The 23,589-nt window shown below is 72.2% G+C and carries 16 protein-coding genes and 1 pseudogene; 13 read left to right on the top strand and 4 right to left on the bottom strand.

Features of this window, described 5'->3' with window-relative positions; all coding sequences use genetic code 11:
- The first annotated feature begins 17 nt into the window (after positions 1 to 17).
- The 4 genes from rbfA to ACIQ6Y_RS37045 all read left to right on the top strand — a co-directional run bounded on the left by rbfA (position 18) and on the right by ACIQ6Y_RS37045 (position 6,732).
- Positions 18 to 476, top strand: a complete 459-nt coding sequence (gene rbfA / locus ACIQ6Y_RS37030) for a 30S ribosome-binding factor RbfA (RefSeq protein ID WP_404046597.1) — start codon at positions 18 to 20, stop codon at positions 474 to 476.
- Positions 473 to 1,378: a tRNA pseudouridine(55) synthase TruB gene (gene truB, locus ACIQ6Y_RS37035; protein WP_404046600.1), complete on the top strand. Its 906-nt coding sequence runs from the start codon at positions 473 to 475 to the stop codon at positions 1,376 to 1,378. Before rbfA ends, truB begins: the two co-directional genes overlap by 4 nt.
- A gap of 432 nt (positions 1,379 to 1,810) precedes the next feature.
- Positions 1,811 to 5,620 carry a serine protease gene (locus tag ACIQ6Y_RS37040; protein WP_404046666.1) on the top strand — a complete coding sequence of 1,270 codons (3,810 nt, stop codon included), beginning with the start codon at positions 1,811 to 1,813 and terminating at the stop codon, positions 5,618 to 5,620.
- A gap of 164 nt (positions 5,621 to 5,784) precedes the next feature.
- Entirely contained in the window at positions 5,785 to 6,732 is a 948-nt protein-coding gene (locus tag ACIQ6Y_RS37045) for a bifunctional riboflavin kinase/FAD synthetase (RefSeq protein ID WP_404046603.1), read from the top strand.
- Between the two features lie 102 nt (positions 6,733 to 6,834).
- On the opposite strand, the gene ACIQ6Y_RS37050 is transcribed toward ACIQ6Y_RS37045, so the two are convergent.
- Both ACIQ6Y_RS37050 and ACIQ6Y_RS37055 read right to left on the bottom strand, forming a co-directional pair.
- A complete protein-coding gene (locus ACIQ6Y_RS37050) occupies positions 6,835 to 9,630 on the bottom strand; it encodes an AAA family ATPase (RefSeq protein ID WP_404046669.1) in 2,796 nt (931 codons plus the stop codon).
- 900 nt (positions 9,631 to 10,530) lie between these two features.
- Positions 10,531 to 10,842 (bottom strand): annotated as a pseudogene (locus tag ACIQ6Y_RS37055) (SCO5717 family growth-regulating ATPase); the annotation flags it as partial.
- A 257-nt stretch (positions 10,843 to 11,099) separates the two neighbouring features.
- Here ACIQ6Y_RS37055 and ACIQ6Y_RS37060 point away from each other — a divergent pair.
- Complete coding sequence (locus tag ACIQ6Y_RS37060; protein WP_404046606.1) at positions 11,100 to 12,632, top strand: PQQ-binding-like beta-propeller repeat protein; 1,533 nt, start codon at positions 11,100 to 11,102, stop codon at positions 12,630 to 12,632.
- A 79-nt stretch (positions 12,633 to 12,711) separates the two neighbouring features.
- On the opposite strand, the gene ACIQ6Y_RS37065 is transcribed toward ACIQ6Y_RS37060, so the two are convergent.
- Positions 12,712 to 12,993, bottom strand: a complete 282-nt coding sequence (locus ACIQ6Y_RS37065) for a DUF397 domain-containing protein (RefSeq protein WP_404046609.1) — start codon at positions 12,991 to 12,993, stop codon at positions 12,712 to 12,714.
- 265 nt (positions 12,994 to 13,258) lie between these two features.
- Between ACIQ6Y_RS37065 and rpsO the strand changes: the two genes are divergently transcribed.
- The 5 genes from rpsO (at position 13,259) to ACIQ6Y_RS37090 (ending at position 18,711) form a co-directional block, all read left to right on the top strand.
- Entirely contained in the window at positions 13,259 to 13,546 is a 288-nt protein-coding gene (rpsO, locus tag ACIQ6Y_RS37070; protein WP_404046612.1) for a 30S ribosomal protein S15, read from the top strand.
- A 320-nt stretch (positions 13,547 to 13,866) separates the two neighbouring features.
- Positions 13,867 to 16,086, top strand: a complete 2,220-nt coding sequence (locus ACIQ6Y_RS37075; RefSeq protein WP_404046615.1) for a polyribonucleotide nucleotidyltransferase — start codon at positions 13,867 to 13,869, stop codon at positions 16,084 to 16,086.
- Positions 16,083 to 17,462 carry a M16 family metallopeptidase gene (locus ACIQ6Y_RS37080; protein WP_404046618.1) on the top strand — a complete coding sequence of 460 codons (1,380 nt, stop codon included), beginning with the start codon at positions 16,083 to 16,085 and terminating at the stop codon, positions 17,460 to 17,462. Before ACIQ6Y_RS37075 ends, ACIQ6Y_RS37080 begins: the two co-directional genes overlap by 4 nt.
- 26 nt (positions 17,463 to 17,488) lie before the next feature.
- Entirely contained in the window at positions 17,489 to 18,241 is a 753-nt protein-coding gene (gene dapB / locus ACIQ6Y_RS37085) for a 4-hydroxy-tetrahydrodipicolinate reductase (protein ID WP_404046621.1), read from the top strand.
- A 17-nt stretch (positions 18,242 to 18,258) separates the two neighbouring features.
- Positions 18,259 to 18,711: a hypothetical protein gene (locus tag ACIQ6Y_RS37090; RefSeq protein WP_404046624.1), complete on the top strand. Its 453-nt coding sequence runs from the start codon at positions 18,259 to 18,261 to the stop codon at positions 18,709 to 18,711.
- A gap of 73 nt (positions 18,712 to 18,784) precedes the next feature.
- On the opposite strand, the gene ACIQ6Y_RS37095 is transcribed toward ACIQ6Y_RS37090, so the two are convergent.
- Complete coding sequence (locus ACIQ6Y_RS37095) at positions 18,785 to 19,339, bottom strand: hypothetical protein (RefSeq protein WP_404046627.1); 555 nt, start codon at positions 19,337 to 19,339, stop codon at positions 18,785 to 18,787.
- Positions 19,340 to 19,641: 302 nt separating this feature from the next.
- Here ACIQ6Y_RS37095 and thyX point away from each other — a divergent pair, with 302 nt between their 5' ends.
- The 3 genes from thyX (at position 19,642) to ACIQ6Y_RS37110 (ending at position 23,332) form a co-directional block, all read left to right on the top strand.
- Entirely contained in the window at positions 19,642 to 20,382 is a 741-nt protein-coding gene (thyX, locus tag ACIQ6Y_RS37100) for an FAD-dependent thymidylate synthase (RefSeq protein ID WP_404046630.1), read from the top strand.
- Between the two features lie 210 nt (positions 20,383 to 20,592).
- Positions 20,593 to 21,492: a 4-hydroxy-tetrahydrodipicolinate synthase gene (gene dapA / locus ACIQ6Y_RS37105; protein ID WP_404046633.1), complete on the top strand. Its 900-nt coding sequence runs from the start codon at positions 20,593 to 20,595 to the stop codon at positions 21,490 to 21,492.
- Positions 21,493 to 21,646: 154 nt separating this feature from the next.
- Entirely contained in the window at positions 21,647 to 23,332 is a 1,686-nt protein-coding gene (locus tag ACIQ6Y_RS37110) for a ribonuclease J (protein ID WP_404046636.1), read from the top strand.
- Positions 23,333 to 23,589 lie beyond the last annotated feature (257 nt).

The raw sequence follows: 23,589 nt of genomic DNA on the forward strand, positions 1-23,589 counted from the left end.
CTTAAGGAGACGGACCAGTGGCCGACAACGCGCGGGCCAAGAGGCTGGCGGACCTCATCCGGGAAGTAGTGGCCCAGAAGCTGCAGCGCGGGATCAAGGACCCGCGGCTCGGCTCGCACGTCACCATCACGGACACCCGGGTCACCGGGGATCTGCGGGAGGCGACCGTCTTCTACACCGTGTACGGGGACGAGGAGGAGCGGAAGGCGGCGGCCGCCGGTCTGGAGAGCGCCAAGGGCGTGCTCCGCAGCGCGGTCGGTGCCGCGGCGGGCGTGAAGTTCACCCCGACGCTGACCTTCGTCGCCGACGCCCTGCCGGACACCGCCAAGACCATCGAGGACCTCCTCGACAAGGCGCGCCAGTCCGACGAGAAGGTGCGCGAGGTCTCGGCCGGCGCGGCGTACGCCGGTGAGGCGGACCCGTACCGGAAGCCGGAGTCCGAGGACGCCGACGAGACGGACGACGCCGCCGAATGACCCAGAAGCACACCACGCCCGACGGCCTTGTCATCGTCGACAAGCCGTCGGGCTTCACCTCGCACGACGTCGTCGCCAAGATGCGCGGCATCGCCCGCACCCGCCGCGTCGGCCACGCCGGCACGCTCGACCCGATGGCGACGGGCGTCCTCGTCCTCGGCGTGGAGCGCGCGACCAAGCTCCTCGGGCACCTCGCGCTGACCGAGAAGGAGTACCTGGGCACGATCCGCCTGGGCCAGACGACCGTCACCGACGATGCCGAGGGCGAGATCACGGGGTCGGTCGACGCCTCGAAGGTCACCCGGGACGCCATCGACGCGGGCATCGCCAAGCTCAGCGGCGACATCATGCAGGTGCCGTCCAAGGTCAGCGCCATCAAGATCGACGGCGTGCGCTCCTACAAGCGGGCCCGCGACGGCGAGGACTTCGAGATCCCGGCCCGCCCGGTCACCATCTCGTCCTTCGCGGTGTACGACGTCCGCGACGCGGTCGCCGAGGACGGCACGCCCGTCCTCGACCTGGTCGTCTCGGTGACCTGCTCCTCCGGCACGTACATCCGCGCCCTCGCCCGGGACCTGGGCGCCGACCTGGGCGTCGGCGGCCACCTCACCGCGCTGCGCCGCACCCGCGTCGGGCCGTACAAGCTGGACACGGCGAAGACGCTGGACCAGCTCCAGCAGGAGCTGACAGTGATGCCGATCGCCGAGGCCGCCGCGGCCGCGTTCCGGCGCTGGGACATCGACGCCAGGCGCGCCCGGCTGCTCGTCAACGGCGTACGCCTGGAGATGCCGGACGAGTACGCGGCCTCCGGGCCGGTCGCCGTGTTCGACCCCGAGGGCCGTTTCCTGGCACTCGTGGAGTCGCACAAGGGCAAGGCGAAGAGCCTGGCGGTCTTCGGCTGACACCGGACGGCATCCGCCCGTGGAGCGGCGATCACGGGGCATCCTCTGGCCGCCGCTCCACGGTCCCCCCTCGGTTCCCCCACCCCTAGGGTGTATCCACCCGACCCTGTCCATTCACCCGTCCGGGCAGGCGCTCGGAGTGAACCGAGGGAGTGCAGGGGGGCGCGTTCACCGCGCGATCTGTCCTCCTGATCACCCCGCGCCTACGGTCGGGAACAGGGCACGCGCGCGAGGCGGGGAGGTTCGACCATGGCGGCAGGGGGCCCGTGGGCGGACGGCGACCGCCGCAAGGGCACGGCGCGCACGCCACGCGGCGCCTGCACCGGGCCGGCCCCCGATGGCCCCGACCGCGAGGCCGTCGCCCCCGCGCCGCCGTACGGCGACGACGGACAGCCGCCCCCGCCTCCCGGTACCGCCCGCGACGACGTCCTCGTGCAGGTGCACGACCTCGCCGGGCGGCCGCGCGGGATCGGGTTCCTCGCCGACCACCACGGCACCCTGATCACCAGCCATGAAGCCGTGGACGGCCTGCCCCGGCTGGTGCTGCGGACCGCGGGGCAGCGCTCGTGCGTCGTGGGCGCCGACGCGGTGACCCCGTTGCCCGCCCTGAACCTCGCCCTCGTCCACACCGACGGCCTCGGCGTGGACCCGCTCCCGGTGACCGTGCGGGACCGGATCGACGCAGGCACGTATGTGCGATTGGCCGCGGGATGCTGGCGCGAGGCACGGGTCCTGGGCTCCACCTCCGTGACGTACACGGCCACCGACCGCTTCCACGCCCTCGACGACGCTCTGGAGCTGGCGATCGGCACGGCGGGGCGCGACGCGCTCAGGCTGGGCGGGGGAGCGGCCGGCGGACCCGTGCTCGACGCGACGACCGGCGCGGTGATCGGCGTCCTGGGCACGGCCCTGCAATGCGGCCCCCGCGAGGCCGGCTTCGCCGTCCCGCTACGACCCGTCGCCGCCCTCGCCGACCTCCTCACCCGCAACGCGGCCACCGTCCCCGCCTACGGCGCCGACCTCAACCTCGCGGGCGTCCTCCAGCTCACCGCCACCTCGGTCGGCTGCGACGGGCCGCCCGACGACGCGGGGGCGCCGCCGGTCGAACGGGCTGCCGTGGCGGGGGAGTTCGCGGAGTTCACCCGGGCGGGCGGGGGTCGGTTCGGTGGGGCGGAGTCGGGGGAGCGGGTCGGTGCGGGGTTCGGCGGGGCCGGCCGTGAGTCGGGTGGACGGGGCGGGGGCGCCGCGGGGTTCGTCGGGTGCAGGCCGGTCGGCAGTGGTGGGTCCGGTTCGGTGGGGTCGGGGGAGTGGGCTGGTGCGGGGTTCGGCGGGGCCGGCTGTGAGTCGGGTGAACTGGGCGGGGGCGCCGCGGGGTTCGTCGGGTGCAGGCCGGTCGGCAGTGGTGGATCGTGCCCGGTGGGGTCGGGTGAGCGGGCCGGTGCGGGGCTCGGCGGGGCCGACCGTGCGCCGGGTGAACAGGGCGGGGCGGCCGCGGGGTTCGCCTGGTCCGGCTCGGTGGGGTCGGGGGAGCGGGTCGCCGGCTGCGGGTCGGCCTGCGGCCCCGCCGTGGTTCTCGGCCTCGTCGGGGCACCCGGCAGCGGGCGTACGACGGAACTCGCGGCCCTCGCCGCACGGCGGCACCGCGGAGCCGAACCGGCGCCCACGCTGTGGCTGCGCGGCGCGGACCTGCGGGACTCCGACGCCTCGGTCGCCGACGCGGCACGGCGTGCGCTGACCCGGGCCGCCCGCATCCTGCGCGCCTCGACCCCCGCCCTGCCCGCCGACCTCGGCGACCTCACCCCCGAGCGCCTGGCCCGGGTCGCCCGCGTCGCGGGCCGCCCGCTGCTTCTGCTGCTCGACGGCCCCGAGGAGATGCCGCCGGTCCTGGCCCACCGCCTCCCCGAGTGGACCCGGGGCACCGCAGAGTGGCTGCGCGCGACCGGGGCCCGGCTGGTGGTGGCGTGCCGGGCGGAGTACTGGGAGAGCGCGGGGGCGGAGTTCCCGCGAGAGCTGCTGCACGGGGCTTCTCGGGACGGGGCGGAGCCCCTGGGGGACGGGACGGGCATGGGCCGCGGGGGCGAGGCTCCAGGACGGCTCCCACCCTGTGTGCCACTGGGCGACCTCACCCCCGACGAGGCCCGCGAAGCCCGCGCCCGCTACGGCATCCCCGAGGGCGTGCTCGCGCAGGCCGACGCCCGGCACCCCCTCACCCTGCGCCTGCTGTCCGAGGTGCGCGCCGCACTGCCCGACACACCCACGCCCCGCCTCGACCGCGACGACGTCCTCGCCGCCTGGCTCGACCTGATGTGCCTGCGCGTCGCCGTCCGCCTGGCCGTCGAGAACGGCCTGCGCGGCACCGCCGTACGCCGTCTCGCCGCCCGGGTCTCCGGCCAGGTCCACGAGGCGGCCCGGCGCAGCCTCGGCCCCGGTCAGGGCGAGCTGGACCGGGAGTCCTTCGAGGCGGTGTTCCCGTGGGGCCCCGCCCCTGCCCGGCTCGGCGGCGGCACCGGCTGGGCCTCCGCGGTCCTCACCGAGGGCCTCCTCGTCCCGGCCGGTACCGGCTACCGCTTCGCCCACGAGGAGTTCGCCGACTGGATCCAGGGCATGCACCTCGACCTCGACGAGGCCCTGCGCGCCCTGGTCCACCACCGCCGCACCCCGGACACCGTCCATCCCGTCCCGGTCCCGCACCACCGCATCGGCCCCGTCGTCGAAGCCCTGCTGCTCGTGGCCCGCCAGCAGGGCAGTGGCCGACTGGCGGAGAAACTGGCCGAGTTGGCGCACGCCCTGGACGCCGACCCGCACTCCTGGTGGGCCGCCCGGCTGTTCGCCGAGGTGCTCACCCGCATGCCCGACGCCACGCCGTACACCCCCGTGCTGCGGCTGCTCGCCGACACGATCGTGGACCGGCGGCGCCAAGGGCTGCCCGTGCCGGGGGAGTTCGGGCCGGGCTTCTGGACCGGCCTGGCCCTCGGCGACACCGACCGCTTCGACCTCCTGCGCCGCCTCGTCCTCGCCGACCCCGCCCCGCACGAGACCGACCCCGGAGGAGGCCGGTACCTCGACGCCGCTGCCAGGCTGCTCGCCGCCGACCCCACCGCCGTACAACCGCAGCTGACACGCTGGTTCGACGACGAGCGGCCGCTGCCCGCGACCCCGCACGCCACCGTCGCGACGGCCGCGCAGGCGCTGCTGCACACCCACCGGCACCGGGCCCTGGACGATCTCACCGAGGCGCTCGTCGACAGCGCGCACCGGCGCGGGGACGAACTGCTCGGGGTGCTGGCCGAGGAGGAGCCGTCGGCGGTGTGCCGGGCCGTGGACCGGTGGGCGCACGACGAACGGCCCGCGCGCCGCGTCGCGGCCGTCACCTACGGCCTGCGCACCGCCCCGCACCTGCGCACCGACGCCGACCGCGAGCTGCTCCGCTACGCCGCCCTCACCCTGCTCGCCCGCCCCACCGACCGCACCCTGCACGGCGGCGCCCTCGGCCTCCTCGTCCGCGACCCCCGCACCCGCGCCCGGTACCTCCCCGAGGCCCTGCGGCACTTCGCCGAGGGCGACCCGAACCTCCCGCCGGACGCCCTGCTCGCCGCCCTCAACACCCACCCGGAGCCGGTCCTGGCCGCGTTCCGCGAGCGCCTCACGGAGCGCTGCCCGCTGCCCGAGACCGGCGAAGCCCTGCGGGCCCTCGCCGATGCCACCACGCCCGGCCTGGCCCGGCGGGTCGCCGCGCTGGTGCGGGAGGTCGTCGAGCGGCGCCCGGAGACGGCCGGAGACCTCGCCGGGTACGCCGACCGGCGCCTGGACCAGGGCCCGCACGCGCGGGCCGTGCTGCTGCCGCTGCTCACCGGGCTGCTGGACGGCGGCCCGGTCCCGGTGCGGGCCGCCCTCGCCGGAGTGATCGCCGCGCCCGGCCCGCTCCGTACCGAACTGCGCGCCTTCCTCCTCGACCGCGAGCGCGACCCGGCCGTCCTGGACGCCCTGCTGCGCGCCGCGGCCGCACAAGGCGGCGAGGGCCTGCGTGACCTCGTCCACCGCGTCGGCCTGCTGCTCGTCCGCACGCCCGAGGGTGCCACCACCTACGACCGCGCCCTGGTCGACCTCGGCCGCCATCTGCCCGGCTTCGCCGCCCGCATCACCGGCTGGCTGACCGACGCCCCCCAGGAGTGGTCGGCGATGGTCGGCCCCAGCACCCGCCGCATGATCGAGAACATCGCGGGGGCCGTCGTATCCGTATGACCCCGCCATGATCCCGTCATGACTCCGTGCATGACCCGTGCTCCCACGTGCGAACCGTCACAGCGCGGACGCCGATGAGAGCACCGGCCACCCGGCATGGCACCCTTAGACCTGCATAAGAGGCAGCCGTAATGAGTCAGACACGGGTTCGAGGAGCGGTCACAGTGCAGCGCTGGCGTGGCTTGGAGGACATCCCCCAGGACTGGGGGCGCAGCGTCGTCACCATCGGCTCCTACGACGGGGTCCACCGCGGTCACCAACTGATCATCAAGCACGCCGTGGACCGCGCCCGCGAGCTGGGCGTGCCCTGTGTCCTCGTCACCTTCGACCCGCACCCCAGCGAGGTCGTCCGCCCCGGCAGCCACCCGCCGCTGCTGGCCCCGCACCACCGCCGCGCCGAACTGTGCGCCGCGCTGGGCGTGGACGCGGTGCTGATCCTCCCCTTCACCACCGAGTTCTCCAAGCTGTCGCCCGCCGACTTCGTCGCCAAGGTGCTGGTCGACAAGCTGCACGCCAAGGCCGTCGTCGAGGGCCCCAACTTCCGCTTCGGCCACAAGGCCGCCGGCGACGTCGCCTTCCTCACCGAGCAGGGTGAGACGTACGACTTCGAGGTCGAGGTCGTCGACCTCTACGTCAGCGGCTCGGCGGGCGGCGGCGAGCCCTTCTCCTCGACCCTGACCCGGCGCCTGGTCGGCCAGGGTGACGTCGAGGGCGCCGCCGAGATCCTCGGCCGTCCGCACCGCGTCGAGGGCGTCGTCGTGCGCGGCGCCCAGCGCGGCCGCGAGCTCGGCTTCCCCACGGCCAACGTCGAGACCCTCCCGCACACCGCCATCCCCGCCGACGGCGTCTACGCCGGCTGGCTGCACGTCGAGGGCGAGGCCATGCCGGCCGCGATCTCCGTCGGCACGAACCCGCAGTTCGACGGCACCGAGCGCACCGTCGAGGCGTACGCCATCGACCGCGTCGGCCTCGACCTGTACGGCCTCCATGTCGCCGTCGACTTCCTCGCCTTCGTGCGCGGCCAGGCCAAGTTCGACTCGCTGGAGGGGCTGCTGGAGCAGATGGCGGCCGATGTGAAGAAGTGCCGGGAGCTGATCGCCGCCGCGGAGTAGTTCTCGCGGGGAGTACCTCTCTTGCGGAGCGCCTCTCCTACGACGCCGAAGGGCGGCCGGTGCCTTGCGGGGCACCGGCCGCCCTTCGTGTTGCCGACCGGGTTACTGCTGGGGCGGCTGCCCCGGCTGCTGGGGGGCCTGCGGGTAGGGCTGCCCCGGCTGCTGGGGGGCCTGCGGGTAGGGCTGTCCCGGCTGTCCCGGCTGGCCGGGCTGCTGCGGCGGGTACGGCTGGCCGTAGGGCTGCCCCTGTTGCCCTGGCTGCGGCGCCTGCGGGTGCTGCGGCTGCTGCGGTTGCTGTGCCGGGTACGGCTGGCCCTGGTAGGGCTGTCCCGGCTGCGGGGCCTGGGGTGCCTGGGCTTGCTGCGGCGGGTACGGCTGCTGCTGCGGGTAGGGCTGGCCCGGCATGGGCTGGCCCGGCAGCGGCGGGGCGGCGACCGGGGGCGGGTTGCCGTCGCTGGTCCACAGGCCGTGCGACTGCTGATGCCGTACGAAGTCCTCGGCGACCATCGCGGCGAGGTTGAAGTACGACTCCCGCACCTTGGGCCGCATCATGTCGAGGTCGACCTCGGCACCGGCGGCCAGATGCTCGTCGAACGGCACGACGATGACCCCGCGGCACCGCGTCTCGAAGTGCGACACGATGTCTTCGACCTTGATCATCTTGCCGGTCTCACGGACCCCGGAGATGACGGTGATGGACCGGGAGACCAGGTCCGCGTAGCCGTGCGCGGACAGCCAGTCCAGCGTGGTGCTGGCGCTGGAGGCACCGTCCACGGACGGCGTCGAGATGATGATGAGCTGGTCGGCGAGGTCCAGCACACCGCGCATCGCGCTGTAGAGCAGACCGGTGCCCGAGTCCGTGAGGATGACCGGGTACTGCTTGCCCAGCACGTCGATCGCGCGCCGGTAGTCCTCGTCGTTGAACGTCGTCGACACCGCCGGGTCGACGTCGTTGGCGATGATCTCCAGACCGGAGGGCGCCTGGGAGGTGAACCGCCTGATGTCCATGTACGAGTTCAGGTACGGGATCGCCTGCACCAGGTCGCGGATCGTCGCCCCGGTCTCCCGCCGCACGCGGCGCCCGAGGGTACCGGCGTCCGGGTTGGCGTCGATCGCCAGGATCTTGTCCTGCCGCTCGCTGGCGAGCGTGGCGCCCAGCGCGGTGGTGGTCGTCGTCTTGCCGACACCGCCCTTGAGGCTGATGACCGCGATCCGGTAGCAGGACAGCACCGGCGTACGGATCAGCTGCAGCTTGCGCTGCCGCTCGGCCTCCTCCTTCTTGCCGCCGATCTTGAACCGCGAGGGCGCGGCAGCCGGGCGGCCGCTCTTCGCCTTCTGCTTCTTGTTGTTGAGCAGCCGGTCCGACGACAGCTCGACCGCCGCCGTGTAACCCAGCGGCGCCGCACCCGGGTTGGTCGGCTGCCGCTGATCGTGCTGCATCGGCTGCGGCCAGGCGGCACCGGCCCGGGGGTCGACCGGGGGCTGAGGCTGCTGCGACGGCTGGGGGTACTGGCCGGGCTGGCCGTGCTGGCCGTGCTCCGGGGCGGGCTGCTGGTGGGGGAGAGGCTGGGCGGCCTGCGGGTGCTGCGGCTGCGGGGGCTGGGCCTGGCCGCCGTCGGGCTGCGGGGGCTGGGCCTGGGGCGAGGGCTGCTGGGCGTAGACCTGCGGGGCCTGGGGCGCCTGCGGCTGCTGCGGGGCCTCCGCCGGGGCAGGCGCCTGCGGGAAGCCGTAACCGCCGGGCTGCGCAGCGGCGTTGGGCAACGGGGCGCCTGGCTGCGGGACGCCGAACCCGGGCTGCGGCGCGGCCGGAGCGGGAGGCGCGGGCTGCGCGGGCACCTGCGGGGCGGGCTGCTGAGCCGGCTGCTGGGCCGCGGGCGCCGGGGTACCGGGCTGTGGGAACCCGTAGCCGGGCTGGGCGTGGGGCGACGGCGGCTGCGGGAAGCCGTATCCGCTCTGCGGGTTGGGCGCGGGCGGCTGCGGGAAGCCGTAGCCGGGCTGCGGGTTGGGCGCGGGCGGCCGCGGGAAGCCGTAGCCGGGCTGCGGCTGCGGCTGCGGCGCGGTGGGCGCGGGCGCGGGCGGCTGGTTCCAGGCGGCGGGCGCGGGCTGCGGAGCCTCCGGCTGGAAGGGCGGCTGCTGCGCGGGCACGGCGGGCCGGTCCTGCGGGGCGGCCGGAGCGGCGGCGGCCGGCTGGGGCTGCGCGGGCGCCGGAGGCACGGAGGGCTGCGCCTGCGGCTGAGCGGGCCACTGAGCCGCCGGGGCGGGCGCGGAGGGCTGGTACGGCTGAGGCGCCACCGGCGACGCCTTCTCCTCCGTCGCCACGGGAGCCCACTCGGGCGGTGTGATCCCCGGGACCCCGGCGGGGATGCCGGGCACGGCGTCCTGCGGCTCAGCGTCCTGCGGTTCGGCGTCGGTGGGGACCGCGTCCACCGGCTCGGGCTCCGCGTCGGAAGGCTCGGCGCCCGCGGTGTCCTCGGTGTTCTCGGTGTTCTCCGTGTCCTGGACGTCCTCGACATCGTCCACGGCGGCATCCAGAGGCACGGCGTCCTCGGGCTCGTCGGCCACGGGAGCAGCGGTGTCCTCGGCCGGAGCGGCATCGACGGCGTCCAGGGCGTCCAGAGCGTCCACGGCGTCGACCGGCTCGGCAGAGTCCTCGGAGCCGGAGCCGGAGCCGGAGCCGGAGCCGGAGCCGGAGCCGGAGTCGGGGCCCGGGTCGGAGTCCGCCTCGGTGTCGGTGTCGGACGAGTCCGCCTCCACCTCGACCCTGTCCTCGGCCTCATCACCGTACGAAAGGCCGTCCGTCTCCTCGGACTCGGACTGAGCCTCGTCCTCGACCTCCGCCTCGACCTCAGCCGCGCGCTCCGCGATCTCCCGCTTCAGCGCGACGGCGGAGAAGCGCATGGTGGCCCCGCTCTCCAGGTCACCGCTGCCGGAGTCCCCGGACTCGGTCTCCGTGGCCTCCTCAGCCTCCTCGGCGTCCTTGGACTCCTCGGCACGAACCCCGAACCCGCTCACGGCAAAGCTCGGCAGCGCACTCGGGGACGCGGCATCGACCTCGGGTGTCTCGGGGACGTCCTCCTGCGGCCGCTGCGGCTCGAACCCGCTCCCCACCGGCAGCTTGGGCACGGCGATCGGGCTCCCGGTCGGCGCCGGAGGCGACACAGGAGCCGCGGGCGGAGTGAACGGCGCACCAGGCGCAGGCGCGGGCGCGGGCGGAGTGAAGGACGCTCCCGGAGCGGGCGCCGGGGGCGTGAACGCAGCACCGGGCGCGGGCGCAGGAGGAGTGAAGGGCGCCCCAGGAGCAGGAGCGGCAGACGCGGGCGGCGAAAAAGGCGCCCCGGGTGCAGGTGCAGACGCAGGCGCGGGCGGCGAAAAAGGCGCACCGGGCGCAGGCGTAGGCGCAGACGCAGGAGCAGGCGGCGTGAAAGGCACCCCCGGAACCGGCGCCACAGGCGGAACCGAAGCCGCCCCGAACCCGGAACCCGCACCGGCGCCACCCCCGGACGCAGCCCCGGCCCCGCCGTCGGCCCCGTGCCCCGAAGCCCCACCGAACGCAGACCCCGGACCGGCCCCGCCACCTGAAGCGGCGTCAGCCTCCGCCCCGGCGTCCCCCTGAGCCGAATCCGCGGAAGCCTCCGAATCCACGGAACCCACGGAATCCACCGAATCCGCCGAAGCCCCGGAATCCCCCGAGCCCACCGAAGAGGCCGAAGCGGCCGAACCAGCCGAAGCCCCAGAACCCGCCGACTCCTCCGAGCCCGCCGGCCCCGCCGAACCTGCCGAATCCGCCGACGCGTTCTGCGTGTACCAGGCGGGCGGCGCGTAATCGATGGTGAACTCGCCCGTCGTCTCGATGGCGGACTCCGCGTCGGGCTGGTCGTCGCCGGGCGTCGCCCAGCCCCCGCGGATCCCGTCCCGATCGCTGCTCACAGTTCCTCCTGGTGTGGTCGGACACCCGCATGCCGTGCCGGGGCGACCATGTCTCGTCTTCCGATGTCGTTCGAGGTCGTTTCCGAGGTCGTCCGATCCACCGGCTCTCCCCCTGGGACGCCGACGCCCGGTCCACGGGTCTGGCGCCACGCCCAGCCCCAGCCTAGTCACCGTGTACGTCACCCCGGCAGGCCCGTCCTCCCCCGAGCACCGAGCACCCGCCCCTCGTGTCTCAGCCTGCCCGCCGACGCCGCCCTCACCCCCCGACCCGACCCGGACTCACCCCCGACCCGCCCCGGAGCCGTCCCTGACGCACCGCACCGGGGCCGCCGCCCCAGGTCACCGCACCCGCTCCGGCCGCTGTGCAGGGCGCCAGGCATAGTAGAAGCCGATCATCGACCGCCCACCCCCCAACCGCCCACAGACAAGGACCTCTTCGCGTGAGCTTCGGCCCGCCCCCCTCCATGTACACCCAGTCCGCGCTGTCCGCGGAGCAGGAGCAGCAGAAGCGCCGAAGGAAGCGCGTACTCGGCGGCGGCCTGGCGGTCGTCATGGCCGCGGCCCTCGGCGTGGGCGGCTGGCTCGTCCTGGGCACCGGTGACGACTCGGGGCGCGACGACCCCAAGGCACCGGCCGCCGCCGGCGCGGGCCCGCTCGACGTGCGCGAGACGGTCGAGAAGCAGCCCGCGAACCAGCGCGGCGTCATGGGCTTCCGCTTCTCCGCCGACGACATGGCCGCCGGTGAACGCCACGAGATGCCGGGCACCTGGGCCACGGACAAGATCTTCGCCAAGGGCATCAACCGCTCCCTGGTGGGCTTCCCGATGGGCAAGGACGTCGCCGTCGGTGACGAGACATGGAAGCTGCGCCTCGACGGACCCCTCTGCGGCGTCACCCGCCAGGTCACCGGCGAGAACCGTACGGCCGTGCTGTTCCGCTCCGGCGAGGCCGCGGACGCGCTCTGCGACCAGGTCGCCTTCGTCGACCTCGACGACGGCAAGAAGGTGTGGCAGGCGGAGATCCCGACCTCCAAGCTCGGCACCGGCGCGGGCACCGCGGAGCACGCGGGCGGCCAGGACACGCCGGGCGTCGCCCTCGTCCACGGCATCGTGGCCGTCACCTGGGGCGGCGGCACCGACGCCTACGCCATGGACACCGGCGAGCGGCGCTGGCGCATCGAGTCCGACCCCGCCGACAAGTGCGAGCACTACGGCGCCGCCGGCGGCCCCACGCTGGTGGTGCGCCTGCAGTGCTGGACCGACGGGTCGTACGACGGCATCACCTACAAGGCGCGCGAGGTCGACCCCGACACGGGCGCGACGAGATGGACGTACGCCCTGGAGGCGGGCATCCACGACGTGCGGGTGGTCTCCAGCAGGCCCGCCGTCCTCGCGGTCTCCGCCGCCGACGTCGGCATCACGGACATCCTCGCCCTGGACGAGCATGGCAAGAACCTCAGCGCCATCCCGCTGGGCAAGGACGCCTACGTCGCCACGTGCGCCGACGAGACCGACATGCTCGCCACCGACGACTGCCCGACCGTCACCGTCGGCGCCGGACAGGTCTTCCTGACCACCGCCGAGCAGGGCGACACCATCCACAACTACAACTGGATCGTCGGCTTCGACCTCAAGACCGGCCGCACCATGCAGAAGTTCGAGTCCGGCCGCAACGCCCTGCTGCACCCCCTGCGGATGAGCGGCGGAAAGCTTCTCGCGCTGCGCGACAGCAGCGACCACATCACGCCCATGGGCCTGGTCGCCCTCGACCCGCGCACCGGCGACGAGACCCCGTACCTCTACTTCGACCTGCCCTCCGAGGCCTGGACGCTCACCTCGACGGAACTGGCCCACATCGTCGTCCAGAACGGCCGCGTCTTCTTCGCCGCCAAGGCCGCGAGCGCCCCCGACGAGGACAAGGCCTGGGTCTGGCTGGCCGTCGGCATCGAACCCGACGCGCCGCGCAAGAAGTGAAGAACAACAAGCACAAGAGGTAAGAAGGCGGGGCGGGAGCCCGGACCGGCCCCCGCCCCGCGTCACAACCGCTCGGCGTCTACGCGTTCTCGCCCGGCGCCGGCTCCAGATCGAACTCCCCGTCCCGCGCTCCCAGCACGAAGGCACGCCACTCCGCCTCCGTGTAGCGCAGCACGGTGTCCGGGTCGAGCGACGAGCGCATGGCCACGGCCCCGTCGGGGAGGTACGCGATCTCGACGCGCTCCTCGTGCTCCTCCGTGCCCGGCGCGCTGTGCCACTCGACGCCGGAGATGTCGAGCGCGTACAGCTCGTCGCGCTCCCGCTCCTTGCGCGCCTTGATCTCCTCAGCCGTCTCCGTCATCGCGACGCGACCCCTTCCCGACGTACGAACGATCCCGCAGGTCACCCTAGTGGCCGCACACGCGCGTGCGGAGCGGTTCCCGGACCCCGGTGAGCGCGGCCGTCGCCTGCTGGTACTCTGGGTGACGGCCGTATGTGTACGCACCCCCGGAGCCGCGCTCTGGAGGTCGCGCTCAGCGGATCCCCGCCTCCCGAGTAACGGAAGCTCCCCCGAGATGTGGACCGGGGGCACTCGGTGGCCATTCAGACAGTATCGAGGAGTACGCGTGTCGCTCGACGCCGCTACGAAGAAGCAGATCATCAGCGAGTTCGGCCAGAAGGAGGGCGACACCGGCTCCCCCGAGGTCCAGGTCGCCATGCTGTCGCGTCGGATCTCCGACCTGACGGAGCACCTGAAGGCCCACAAGCACGACCACCACTCCCGCCGTGGTCTGCTGATCCTGGTCGGTCAGCGTCGCCGCCTGCTGCAGTACCTGGCCAAGAAGGACATCCAGCGCTTCCGTGCGCTGGTCGACCGTCTCGGCATCCGCCGCGGTGCGGCCGGCGCCAAGTAAGACGCCGTGAAGGGAGCGGTTCCCGGGAAGAGACCGGGACCGCTCCCTTTGCCGTACGTACGGAAACGTGCGGACTGTCACTGCCCCTTTGTAGTGTGGTAGCACAACGCAATACGTACGACACAGCACGACAGACGAACAGAGACGACAAGAAGGGGAGAAGCGCACCTAGCCGCCGCCGGTCCTCGGTAGTGGCCCCCGGGGGGAAGCGAGCCCCGGGTGCTTCGATCGAAGACCGGCCCGCACCGCACGGAGCGCTTCTCCACCATCGTCCCCCTGCCACACGGGCAGGCCGGGACGAAGACGAGGAGAAATTGCTAGTGGAGAACGAGACCCACTACGCCGAGGCCGTCATCGACAACGGCTCCTTCGGCACCCGTACCATCCGCTTCGAGACGGGCCGCCTGGCCAAGCAGGCCGCCGGCTCCGCCGTGGCGTACCTGGACGACGACACCATGGTGCTGTCGGCCACCACCGCCTCCAAGCAGCCCAAGGACCAGCTCGACTTCTTCCCCCTGACGGTGGACGTCGAGGAGCGGATGTACGCCGCCGGCAAGATCCCCGGCAGCTTCTTCCGCCGCGAGGGCCGTCCCTCCGAGGACGCGATCCTCACCTGCCGGCTGATCGACCGCCCGCTGCGCCCGTCCTTCAAGAAGGGCCTGCGCAACGAGATCCAGGTCGTCGCCACGATCATGGCGCTCAACCCCGACCACCTGTACGACGTCGTGGCGATCAACGCCGCCTCCGCGTCCACGCAGCTGGCCGGTCTGCCCTTCTCCGGCCCGATCGGCGGCGTCCGCGTCGCGCTGATCCGCGGCCAGTGGGTGGCGTTCCCGACGCACACCGAGCTCGAGGACGCCGTCTTCGACATGGTGGTCGCGGGCCGTACCCTGGAGGACGGCGACGTCGCGATCATGATGGTCGAGGCCGAGGCCACCGAGAAGACCATCAAGCTGGTCGAGGGTGGCGCCGAGGCGCCGACCGAGGAGATCGTCGCCGCCGGTCTGGACGCCGCGAAGCCCTTCATCAAGGTGCTCTGCAAGGCCCAGGCCGACCTCGCCGCGAAGGCCGCCAAGCCGACCGCCGAGTTCCCGATCTTCCTGGACTACAAGGACGACGTCTTCGAGGCTCTGTCCTCCGCGGTCCGCTCCGAGCTCGCCCAGGCGCTCACCATCGGCGGCAAGCAGGAGCGCGAGGCCGAGCTGGACCGCGTCAAGGAGCTCGCCGCCACCAAGCTCCTGCCGGAGTTCGAGGGCCGCGAGAAGGAGATCTCCGCCGCGTACCGCTCCCTGACCAAGCAGCTCGTCCGCGAGCGCGTGATCAAGGAGAAGAAGCGCATCGACGGCCGTGGGCTGACGGACATCCGCACCCTGGCCGCCGAGGTCGAGGCCATCCCGCGGGTCCACGGCTCCGCGGTGTTCGAGCGTGGCGAGACCCAGATCCTGGGCGTCACCACCCTGAACATGCTCCGCATGGAGCAGCAGCTGGACACCCTCTCCCCGGTGACCCGCAAGCGCTACATGCACAACTACAACTTCCCGCCGTACTCCACCGGCGAGACCGGCCGCGTCGGCTCCCCCAAGCGCCGCGAGATCGGCCACGGCGCCCTCGCCGAGCGCGCCCTGGTGCCGGTCCTGCCGACGCGCGAGGAGTTCCCCTACGCGATCCGTCAGGTCTCCGAGGCGCTCAGCTCGAACGGCTCGACGTCCATGGGCTCGGTCTGCGCCTCCACCATGTCGCTGCTGAACGCCGGTGTGCCGCTGAAGGCCCCGGTCGCCGGTATCGCCATGGGTCTGATCTCCCAGGAGATCGACGGCGAGACGCACTACGTCACCCTCACCGACATCCTCGGTGCGGAGGACGCCTTCGGTGACATGGACTTCAAGGTCGCCGGCACCAAGGAGTTCGTGACCGCCCTCCAGCTCGACACCAAGCTGGACGGCATCCCGGCCTCCGTCCTGGGCGCCGCCCTCAAGCAGGCCCGCGACGCGCGTCTCCACATCCTCGACGTGATGATGGAGGCCATCGACCGGCCCGACGAGATGTCCCCGAACGCGCCGCGGATCATCACCGTGAAGATCCCGGTCGACAAGATCGGTGAGGTCATCGGCCCCAAGGGCAAGATGATCAACCAGATCCAGGAGGACACGGGCGCCGAGATCACGATCGAGGACGACGGCACCATCTACATCGGTGCCGCCGACGGCCCGTCCGCCGAGGCCGCCCGTGCCACGATCAACGGCATCGCCAACCCGACGATGCCCGAGGTCGGCGAGCGCTACCTGGGCACGGTCGTCAAGACGACCACGTTCGGCGCGTTCGTCTCCCTGCTGCCCGGCAAGGACGGTCTGCTGCACATCTCGCAGATCCGCAAGCTGGCCGGCGGCAAGCGCGTGGAGAACGTCGAGGACGTCCTCGGTGTGGGCCAGAAGGTCCAGGTCGAGATCGCCGAGATCGACTCCCGCGGCAAGCTCTCCCTGATCCCCGTGATCGAGGGCGAGGAAGGCTCCGAGGACAAGAAGGACGACGCCGACAAGTGACGTCGACGAGCTCCAAGGCGACGGCCCGCACCTCTTCGGAGGCGCGGGCCGTCGCCCGTACCCAAACCCTGATCAAGGGCGCCAACGGCATCGGTGTCGTCCGCAAGACGACCCTGCCGGGCGGCCTGCGCATCGTCACCGAGACCCTGCCCTCGGTTCGCTCCGCGACCTTCGGCATCTGGGCCCACGTCGGCTCCCGCGACGAGACCCCGGCTCTGAACGGCGCCACGCACTACCTGGAGCACCTGCTCTTCAAGGGCACCCGGAAGCGCAGCGCGCTGGACATCTCCTCCGCCCTGGACGCCGTCGGCGGCGAGATGAACGCGTTCACGGCCAAGGAGTACACGTGCTACTACGCGCGCGTGCTCGACGCCGACCTGCCGCTCGCCATCGACGTGGTCTGCGACATGCTGACCGGCTCCCTGATCCTGGAGGAGGACGTCGACGTCGAGCGGGGCGCGATCCTCGAAGAGATCGCCATGACCGAGGACGACCCGGGCGACTGTGTGCACGACCTGTTCGCGCACACCATGTTCGGCGACAACGCCCTCGGCCGCCCGGTCCTCGGCACGGTCGACACCGTCAACGCCCTCACCGCCGACCGCATCCGCCGCTTCTACAAGAAGCACTACGACCCCACGCACCTGGTCGTCGCCGCCGCCGGCAACATCGACCACAACAAGGTCGTACGACAGGTCCGCGCGGCCTTCGAGAAGGCGGGTGCCTTCAAGGACCTCGACGCCCGGCCCATCGCCCCGCGCGACGGCAGGCGGACCATCCGCACCGCGGGCCGCGTCGAACTGCTCGCCCGCAAGACCGAGCAGGCGCACGTCGTCCTCGGTATGCCGGGCCTGGCCCGCACCGACGAGCGCCGCTGGGCCCTCGGCGTGCTCAACACCGCCCTCGGCGGCGGCATGTCCTCCCGGCTCTTCCAGGAGGTCCGCGAGAAGCGCGGCCTGGCCTACAGCGTGTACTCATACACCTCCGGCTTCGCCGACTGCGGCCTGTTCGGCGTGTACGCCGGCTGCCGCCCCTCCCAGGTGCACGACGTGCTGAAGATCTGCCGCGACGAGCTCGACCATGTTGCCCAGCACGGCCTCACCGACGACGAGATCGACCGCGCCATCGGCCAGCTGCGCGGCTCCACCGTCCTCGGCCTGGAGGACACCGGCGCGCTGATGAACCGCATCGGCAAGAGCGAGCTGTGCTGGGGCGAGCAGATGTCGGTCGACGACATGCTCGCCCGGATAGCGGAGGTGACCCCGGACGACGTCCGTGCCGTCGCCCGCGACATCCTGGGACAGCGGCCCTCGCTGTCGGTCATCGGCCCGCTCAAGGACAAGCAGGCGGCCCGGCTGAACGACACGGTCGCCTGAAACACCACCGATAGGGAAGCAGGAACATGAGCAAGCTGCGCGTGGCGGTCCTCGGCGCCAAGGGCCGGATCGGCTCCGAGGCGGTACGGGCGGTCGAGGCCGCCGAGGACATGGAGCTGGTCGCCGCCCTCGGCCGCGGCGACACGCTGGACGTCCTGGCGGAGACCGGCGCCCAGGTCGTCGTCGAACTGACCACGCCCGACTCGGTGATGGCCAACCTCGAGTACTGCGTCGGCCACGGCATCCACGCCGTCGTCGGTACGACGGGCTGGACCGAGGAGCGTCTCGCGCAGCTCAAGGGCTGGCTGGCCGCCTCCCCGCAGACGGGCGTCCTGATCGCGCCGAACTTCTCCATCGGGGCCGTCCTGACGATGAAGTTCGCGCAGATCGCCGCGCCCTACTTCGAGTCCGTCGAGGTCGTCGAACTGCACCACCCGAAGAAGGTCGACGCCCCGTCCGGCACCGCCACGCGCACCGCCCAGCTCATCGCCGAGGCCCGCGCCGCCGCGGGCACCGCCCCGGCGCCGGACGCGACGGAGACCGCCCTGGACGGCGCGCGCGGCGCGAACGTCGACGGCATCCCCGTCCACTCCGTCCGCCTGCGCGGCCTGCTGGCCCACCAGGAGGTCCTGCTCGGCGCCGAGGGCGAGACCCTGACCGTCCGCCACGACTCGCTGCACCACAGCAGCTTCATGCCCGGCATTCTGCTGGGCGCCCGCCGGGTGGTGACGACTCCGGGCCTCACCTTCGGCCTGGAGCACTTCCTGGACCTGGGCTGACCCGAGGACAGCACGACATGCGCGCGAAGATCTCCTACGCCATCACGGCCGCCGTCCTGGTCGTCTACTTCGTCCTGGTCGGCAGCCGCGGCGTCCTGCTCATCCAGTCCGGCACGCTGCTGACCGTCACCTTCGGGGTGGCGGTGCTGATCCTGCCGGTCATCGGCATCTGGTTCCTGTGGAAGAACACCCAGTTCGTCCGCAGGGCCAACGCCCTCGCCGCCGAACTCGACGCCGAGGGCGGCCTGCCGGTCGACGAGCTCAAGCGGCTGCCGAGCGGCCGGGTCGACCGCGACTCCGCCGACGAGGTCTTCGCCCGCCGCAAGGCCGAGACGGAAGCCGCCCCCGACGACTGGCGCACCTGGTTCCGCCTCGCCGTCGCCTACCACGACGCCCGCGACACCCCCCGCGCCCGCAAGGCCATGCAGCGCGCCATCGCCCTGCACGACGGCCGCCCGGTCCAGGTCTGAACGTCGTACGCCGAAGGGGCCGGCCCGCGTCCACCGCGGTCCGGCCCCTTCCGTGTGAACCTCGACGGCCGGCTCAGCTCCGCCCGTACTCCGCGGCCCACGCCTCGACGCTGTCCGCCGCCCGGTCGAAGGCCTCGAAGCGGGCGAGGAAGTCGGCGTTGTGGGTGGTCAGCAGCGGCGGCATGTCGGAGGAGGCCCGGTCCCGGCGCTCCAGCACCAGGGCCTGCCCCTGCACCGTGCGCGGCAGCCCCAGCCAGCGCACCGGCTGCTGCACCGTGCGCGCGGAGACCACCTTGTCCCAGCCGACCGTCCGCGTGACGAGAAAACCCACCTGGCGCAGCCCGCGGGCGCTCACCCACACGCCCATCCGCAGCAGCCGCAGCGCCGCGGCGATGATCAGCAGGGCGAAACCGAAGACGACACCGGCACCGCCGACCGTGCCGGTCAGCGCGATGACGACGGCCGCGAACAGCACGTACGAGGCCAGCAGCAGCCCCACCGCGGCCGCGCCGACCCGCCAGGGGCCGGGCCGGTAGGGGCGCCGCCAGCGGTCGCGGTCGTCGAAGGGCAGCGCGACGTCGTCCGCTGCCTCGAAAGCACGGTCGGCCGTCAGGAAGGGCAGGGGCACGGCTGGTCCTCACTCGTTCCACGCAGGGGCTGTGCCCGGTGAGGCTATCGACCCGGCTCCCCGCTGACCACCTTCGGGGGTCCGATGGAGTCAGCACTCCTGCGACACCTGCGACTGCTGCGTCCCGCCGGAGGGGGCGATGGGCTGCGCCGACATACCGAGGACCAGCGGACCGGCCGGCGTGCCGCCGAGTGTGGGCCCCCAGCAGTCGGCGCCTGGCCATCTGGCCGAAAGCCCCGTTGTCAGTGGGGGCCCGTAGAGTGGGCGCGCCCGAGTGAAGTGATGGAAGGACCCTCCGAGCCGTGACCGACACCCCCGCCGACGACCTCAAGCCCAGCTTCCGCAGTGATGTCACCGTCGAGCTGGTCAAGCACAGCGCGGCCGACTCCGACGTGCTGTGGGCCGCCCGAGTCTCCACCGCCGGCGAGCAGTCCCTGGAGGAGCTGACGAAGGACCCCGAGCGTTCCAAGGGCCTCATCAACTACCTGATGCGGGACCGGCACGGCAGCCCCTTCGAGCACAACTCGATGACCTTCTTCATCAGCGCCCCGATCTTCGTCTTCCGGGAGTTCATGCGGCACCGCGTGGGCTGGTCCTACAACGAGGAGTCCGGCCGCTACCGGGAGCTGCAGCCGGTCTTCTACGTCCCCGACGCCTCGCGCAAGCTGGTCCAGGAGGGCCGCCCCGGCAAGTACCGGTTCGTCGAGGGCACCCAGGCGCAGCAGGAGCTCACCGGGCGCGTCATGGAGGACACCTACCGGCAGGCGTACGAGGCCTACCAGGAGATGCTCGCCGCCGGCGTCGCCCGCGAGGTCGCCCGCGCCGTCCTGCCCGTCGGCCTGTTCTCCTCGATGTACGCCACCTGCAACGCCCGCTCGCTGATGCACTTCCTGGGCCTGCGCACCCAGCACGAACTGGCGAAGGTGCCGTCCTTCCCGCAGCGGGAGATCGAGATGGTGGGCGAGAAGATGGAAGCCGAGTGGGCGAAGCTCATGCCGCTCACCTACGCGGCCTTCAACGCCAACGGTCGCGTCGCCCCGTAACGCACAGGGTTTCCCCGGTCGGGACTGATGTACGGATCAGCCGCACGAAGTGTCCGTATTGCGGCATTTGGAGAAGTTCATCTAGCCTGATCAAACGGACCCGGCACTGCTTGAACCCCCGAGCAGGCAGTGCCGGGCTCCACATTTGTCATGACTTATCCCGCCCCCCGAGGGCAGACCGCGCCTTGAGCAACGAGTAGCGTGTAACCCATGGCTCCGACCTCCACTCCGCAGACCCCCTTCGGGCGGGTCCTCACCGCCATGGTCACGCCTTTCACGGCGGACGGCGCACTCGACCTCGACGGCGCACAGCGGCTCGCCACCCACCTGGTGGACGCAGGCAACGACGGCCTGATCGTCAACGGCACCACCGGCGAGTCCCCGACCACCAGCGACGCGGAGAAATCGGACCTCGTACGAGCCGTACTGGAGGCGGTCGGCGACCGCGCCCACATCGTGGCCGGCGTCGGCACCAACGACACCCACCACAGCATCGAGCTGGCCAAGGCCGCCGAGAAGACCGGCGCCCATGGCCTCCTCGTCGTCACGCCGTACTACAACAAGCCCCCGCAGGAGGGCCTGTACCGGCACTTCACGGCTGTCGCCGACGCCACCGAGCTGCCGGTCATGCTCTACGACATCCCCGGCCGCAGCGGCGTCCCGATCGACACCGAGACCCTCGTCCGGCTCGCCCAGCACCCCCGGATCGTCGCCAACAAGGACGCCAAGGGCGACCTCGGCCGCGCCAGCTGGGCCATCGCCCGCTCCGGCCTCGCCTGGTACTCCGGCGACGACATGCTCAACCTGCCCCTGCTCTCCGTGGGCGCGGTCGGCTTCGTCTCTGTCGTCGGCCATGTCGTCACCCCGGACCTGCGCGCCCTGGTCGAGGCGTACACCTCCGGCGACGTACAGAAGGCCACGGAGATCCACCAGAAGCTGCTCCCCGTCTACACCGGCATGTTCCGCACCCAGGGCGTCATGACCACCAAGGCCGCGCTCGCCCTCCAGGGCCTGCCCGCCGGACCGCTGCGCGCCCCCATGGTGGAGTGCTCGCCGGAAGAGATTGCCCAGCTCAAGATCGATCTTGCCGCCGGCGGGGTACAGCTCTGACAACAGACTTCGCGGAACCCCACCGCGCGTAAAAGCTTCACAACTGAATAGCGGGGCCACCGGTGCCCGCATCCCACAACAACTGCTATTGCACGAACGTCACGCTGCGCCACGTGCCACACCGGTACGTGGCGCGCGTGGTGAGGAGAGTCTTTTGAGTCATCCGCACCCTGAACTCGGCCCGCCCCCGCCGCTTCCCGAGGGCGGCCTGCGCGTCACCCCGCTCGGCGGCCTCGGCGAGATCGGCCGCAACATGACGGTCTTCGAGTACGGCGGCCGCCTGCTGATCGTCGACTGCGGAGTGCTCTTCCCCGAGGAGGAGCAGCCCGGAATCGACCTGATCCTGCCGGACTTCTCGTCCATCCGGGACCGCCTCGACGACATCGAGGGCATCGTCCTCACCCATGGCCACGAGGACCACATCGGCGGCGTCCCCTTCCTCCTGCGCGAGAAGCCGGACATCCCGCTGATCGGCTCCAAGCTGACCCTCGCCCTGATCGAGGCCAAGCTCCAGGAGCACCGCATCCGCCCGTACACCCTTGAGGTGGCGGAGGGACAGCGCGAGCGCATCGGCCCCTTCGACTGCGAGTTCGTCGCGGTCAACCACTCCATCCCGGACGCGCTGGCCGTCGCCATCCGCACTCCCGCGGGCATGGTGGTCCACACCGGCGACTTCAAGATGGACCAGCTCCCGCTGGACAACCGCCTCACGGACCTGCACGCCTTCGCGCGGCTGAGCGAGGAGGGCATCGACCTTCTGCTCTCCGACTCCACGAACGCCGAGGTCCCCGGCTTCACCCCGCACGAGCGGGACATCTCCAACGTCCTGCGGCAGGTGTTCGCCGGCGCCCGCAAGCGCATCATCGTGGCGAGCTTCGCCAGCCACGTGCACCGCATCCAGCAGATCCTGGACGCCGCCCACGAATACGGCCGCCGGGTCGCCTTCGTCGGCCGTTCCATGGTCCGCAACATGGGCATCGCCCGTGACCTGGGCTATCTGAAGGTCCCGCCGGGCCTGGTGGTGGACGTCAAGACGCTCGACGACCTCCCGGACCACGAGGTGGTCCTGGTCTGCACGGGCTCCCAGGGCGAACCGATGGCAGCCCTGTCCAGGATGGCCAACCGGGACCACCAGATCCGCATCGTCGAGGGCGACACCGTCATCCTCGCCTCGTCGCTGATCCCCGGTAACGAGAACGCGGTCTACCGCGTGATCAACGGCCTGACCCGCTGGGGCGCCAACGTCGTCCACAAGGGCAACGCCAAGGTCCACGTCTCCGGCCACGCGTCCGCGGGCGAGCTGCTGTACTTCTACAACATCTGCCGCCCGAAGAACCTGATGCCGGTCCACGGCGAATGGCGCCACCTGCGCGCCAACGCCGAGCTCGGCGCCCTCACCGGCGTCCCGCACGACCGCATCGTCATCGCCGAGGACGGCATCGTCGTCGACCTCGTCGCGGGCAAGGCCAAGATCTCCGGCAAGGTCCAGGCGGGATACGTCTACGTCGACGGCCTCTCCGTCGGTGATGTGGGCGAGCCGGCCCTGAAGGACCGCAAGATCCTCGGCGACGAGGGCATCATCTCGGTCTTCGTGGTCATCGACTCCTCCACCGGCAAGATCACCGGCGGCCCGCACATCCAGGCCCGCGGCTCCGGCATCGAGGACTCGGCCTTCGGTGACGTGATCCCGAAGATCACCGAGTCCCTGGAGCGCTCGGCCCAGGACGGCGTGGTGGAGCCCCACCAGCTCCAGCAACTGGTCCGCCGCACCCTCGGCAAGTGGGTCTCGGACACCTACCGGCGCAGGCCGATGATCCTCCCGGTGGTCGTCGAGGTCTGACGTCTGACGGTCCGCCAGGAGCGCCAACCCGGAGCGGGGCACCTCGATTTGCATCGGGGCGCCCCGCTCCAGTACGTTTACGGCTCCACCCCAACGGGAACCCGACCGCTTCGTGCGGCGGACACAACGTTCCGGAGGGGAGGGAAATTCCGACTCAGAATCTCTGATAAAGTCGGAACCGCCGGAAAGGGAAACGCGGAAGCGGGAACCTGGAAAGCACCGAGGAAATCGGATCGGAAAGATCTGATAGAGTCGGA

This window comes from Streptomyces sp. NPDC096205, from assembly GCF_044763135.1.
Lineage (GTDB): Bacteria > Actinomycetota > Actinomycetes > Streptomycetales > Streptomycetaceae > Streptomyces.

Coding starts and splice junctions, on each gene's coding strand:
- truB (WP_404046600.1), top strand. CDS start 473: ATGACCCAGAAGCACACCACGCCCGACGGCCTTGTCATCGTCGACAAG.
- ACIQ6Y_RS37050 (WP_404046669.1), bottom strand. CDS start 9,630: ATGCGCTTCTCCGCCGTCGCGCTGAAGCGGGAGATCGCGGAGCGCGCG.
- ACIQ6Y_RS37065 (WP_404046609.1), bottom strand. CDS start 12,993: ATGACGGAGACGGCTGAGGAGATCAAGGCGCGCAAGGAGCGGGAGCGC.
- dapB (WP_404046621.1), top strand. CDS start 17,489: ATGAGCAAGCTGCGCGTGGCGGTCCTCGGCGCCAAGGGCCGGATCGGC.
- ACIQ6Y_RS37090 (WP_404046624.1), top strand. CDS start 18,259: ATGCGCGCGAAGATCTCCTACGCCATCACGGCCGCCGTCCTGGTCGTC.
- dapA (WP_404046633.1), top strand. CDS start 20,593: ATGGCTCCGACCTCCACTCCGCAGACCCCCTTCGGGCGGGTCCTCACC.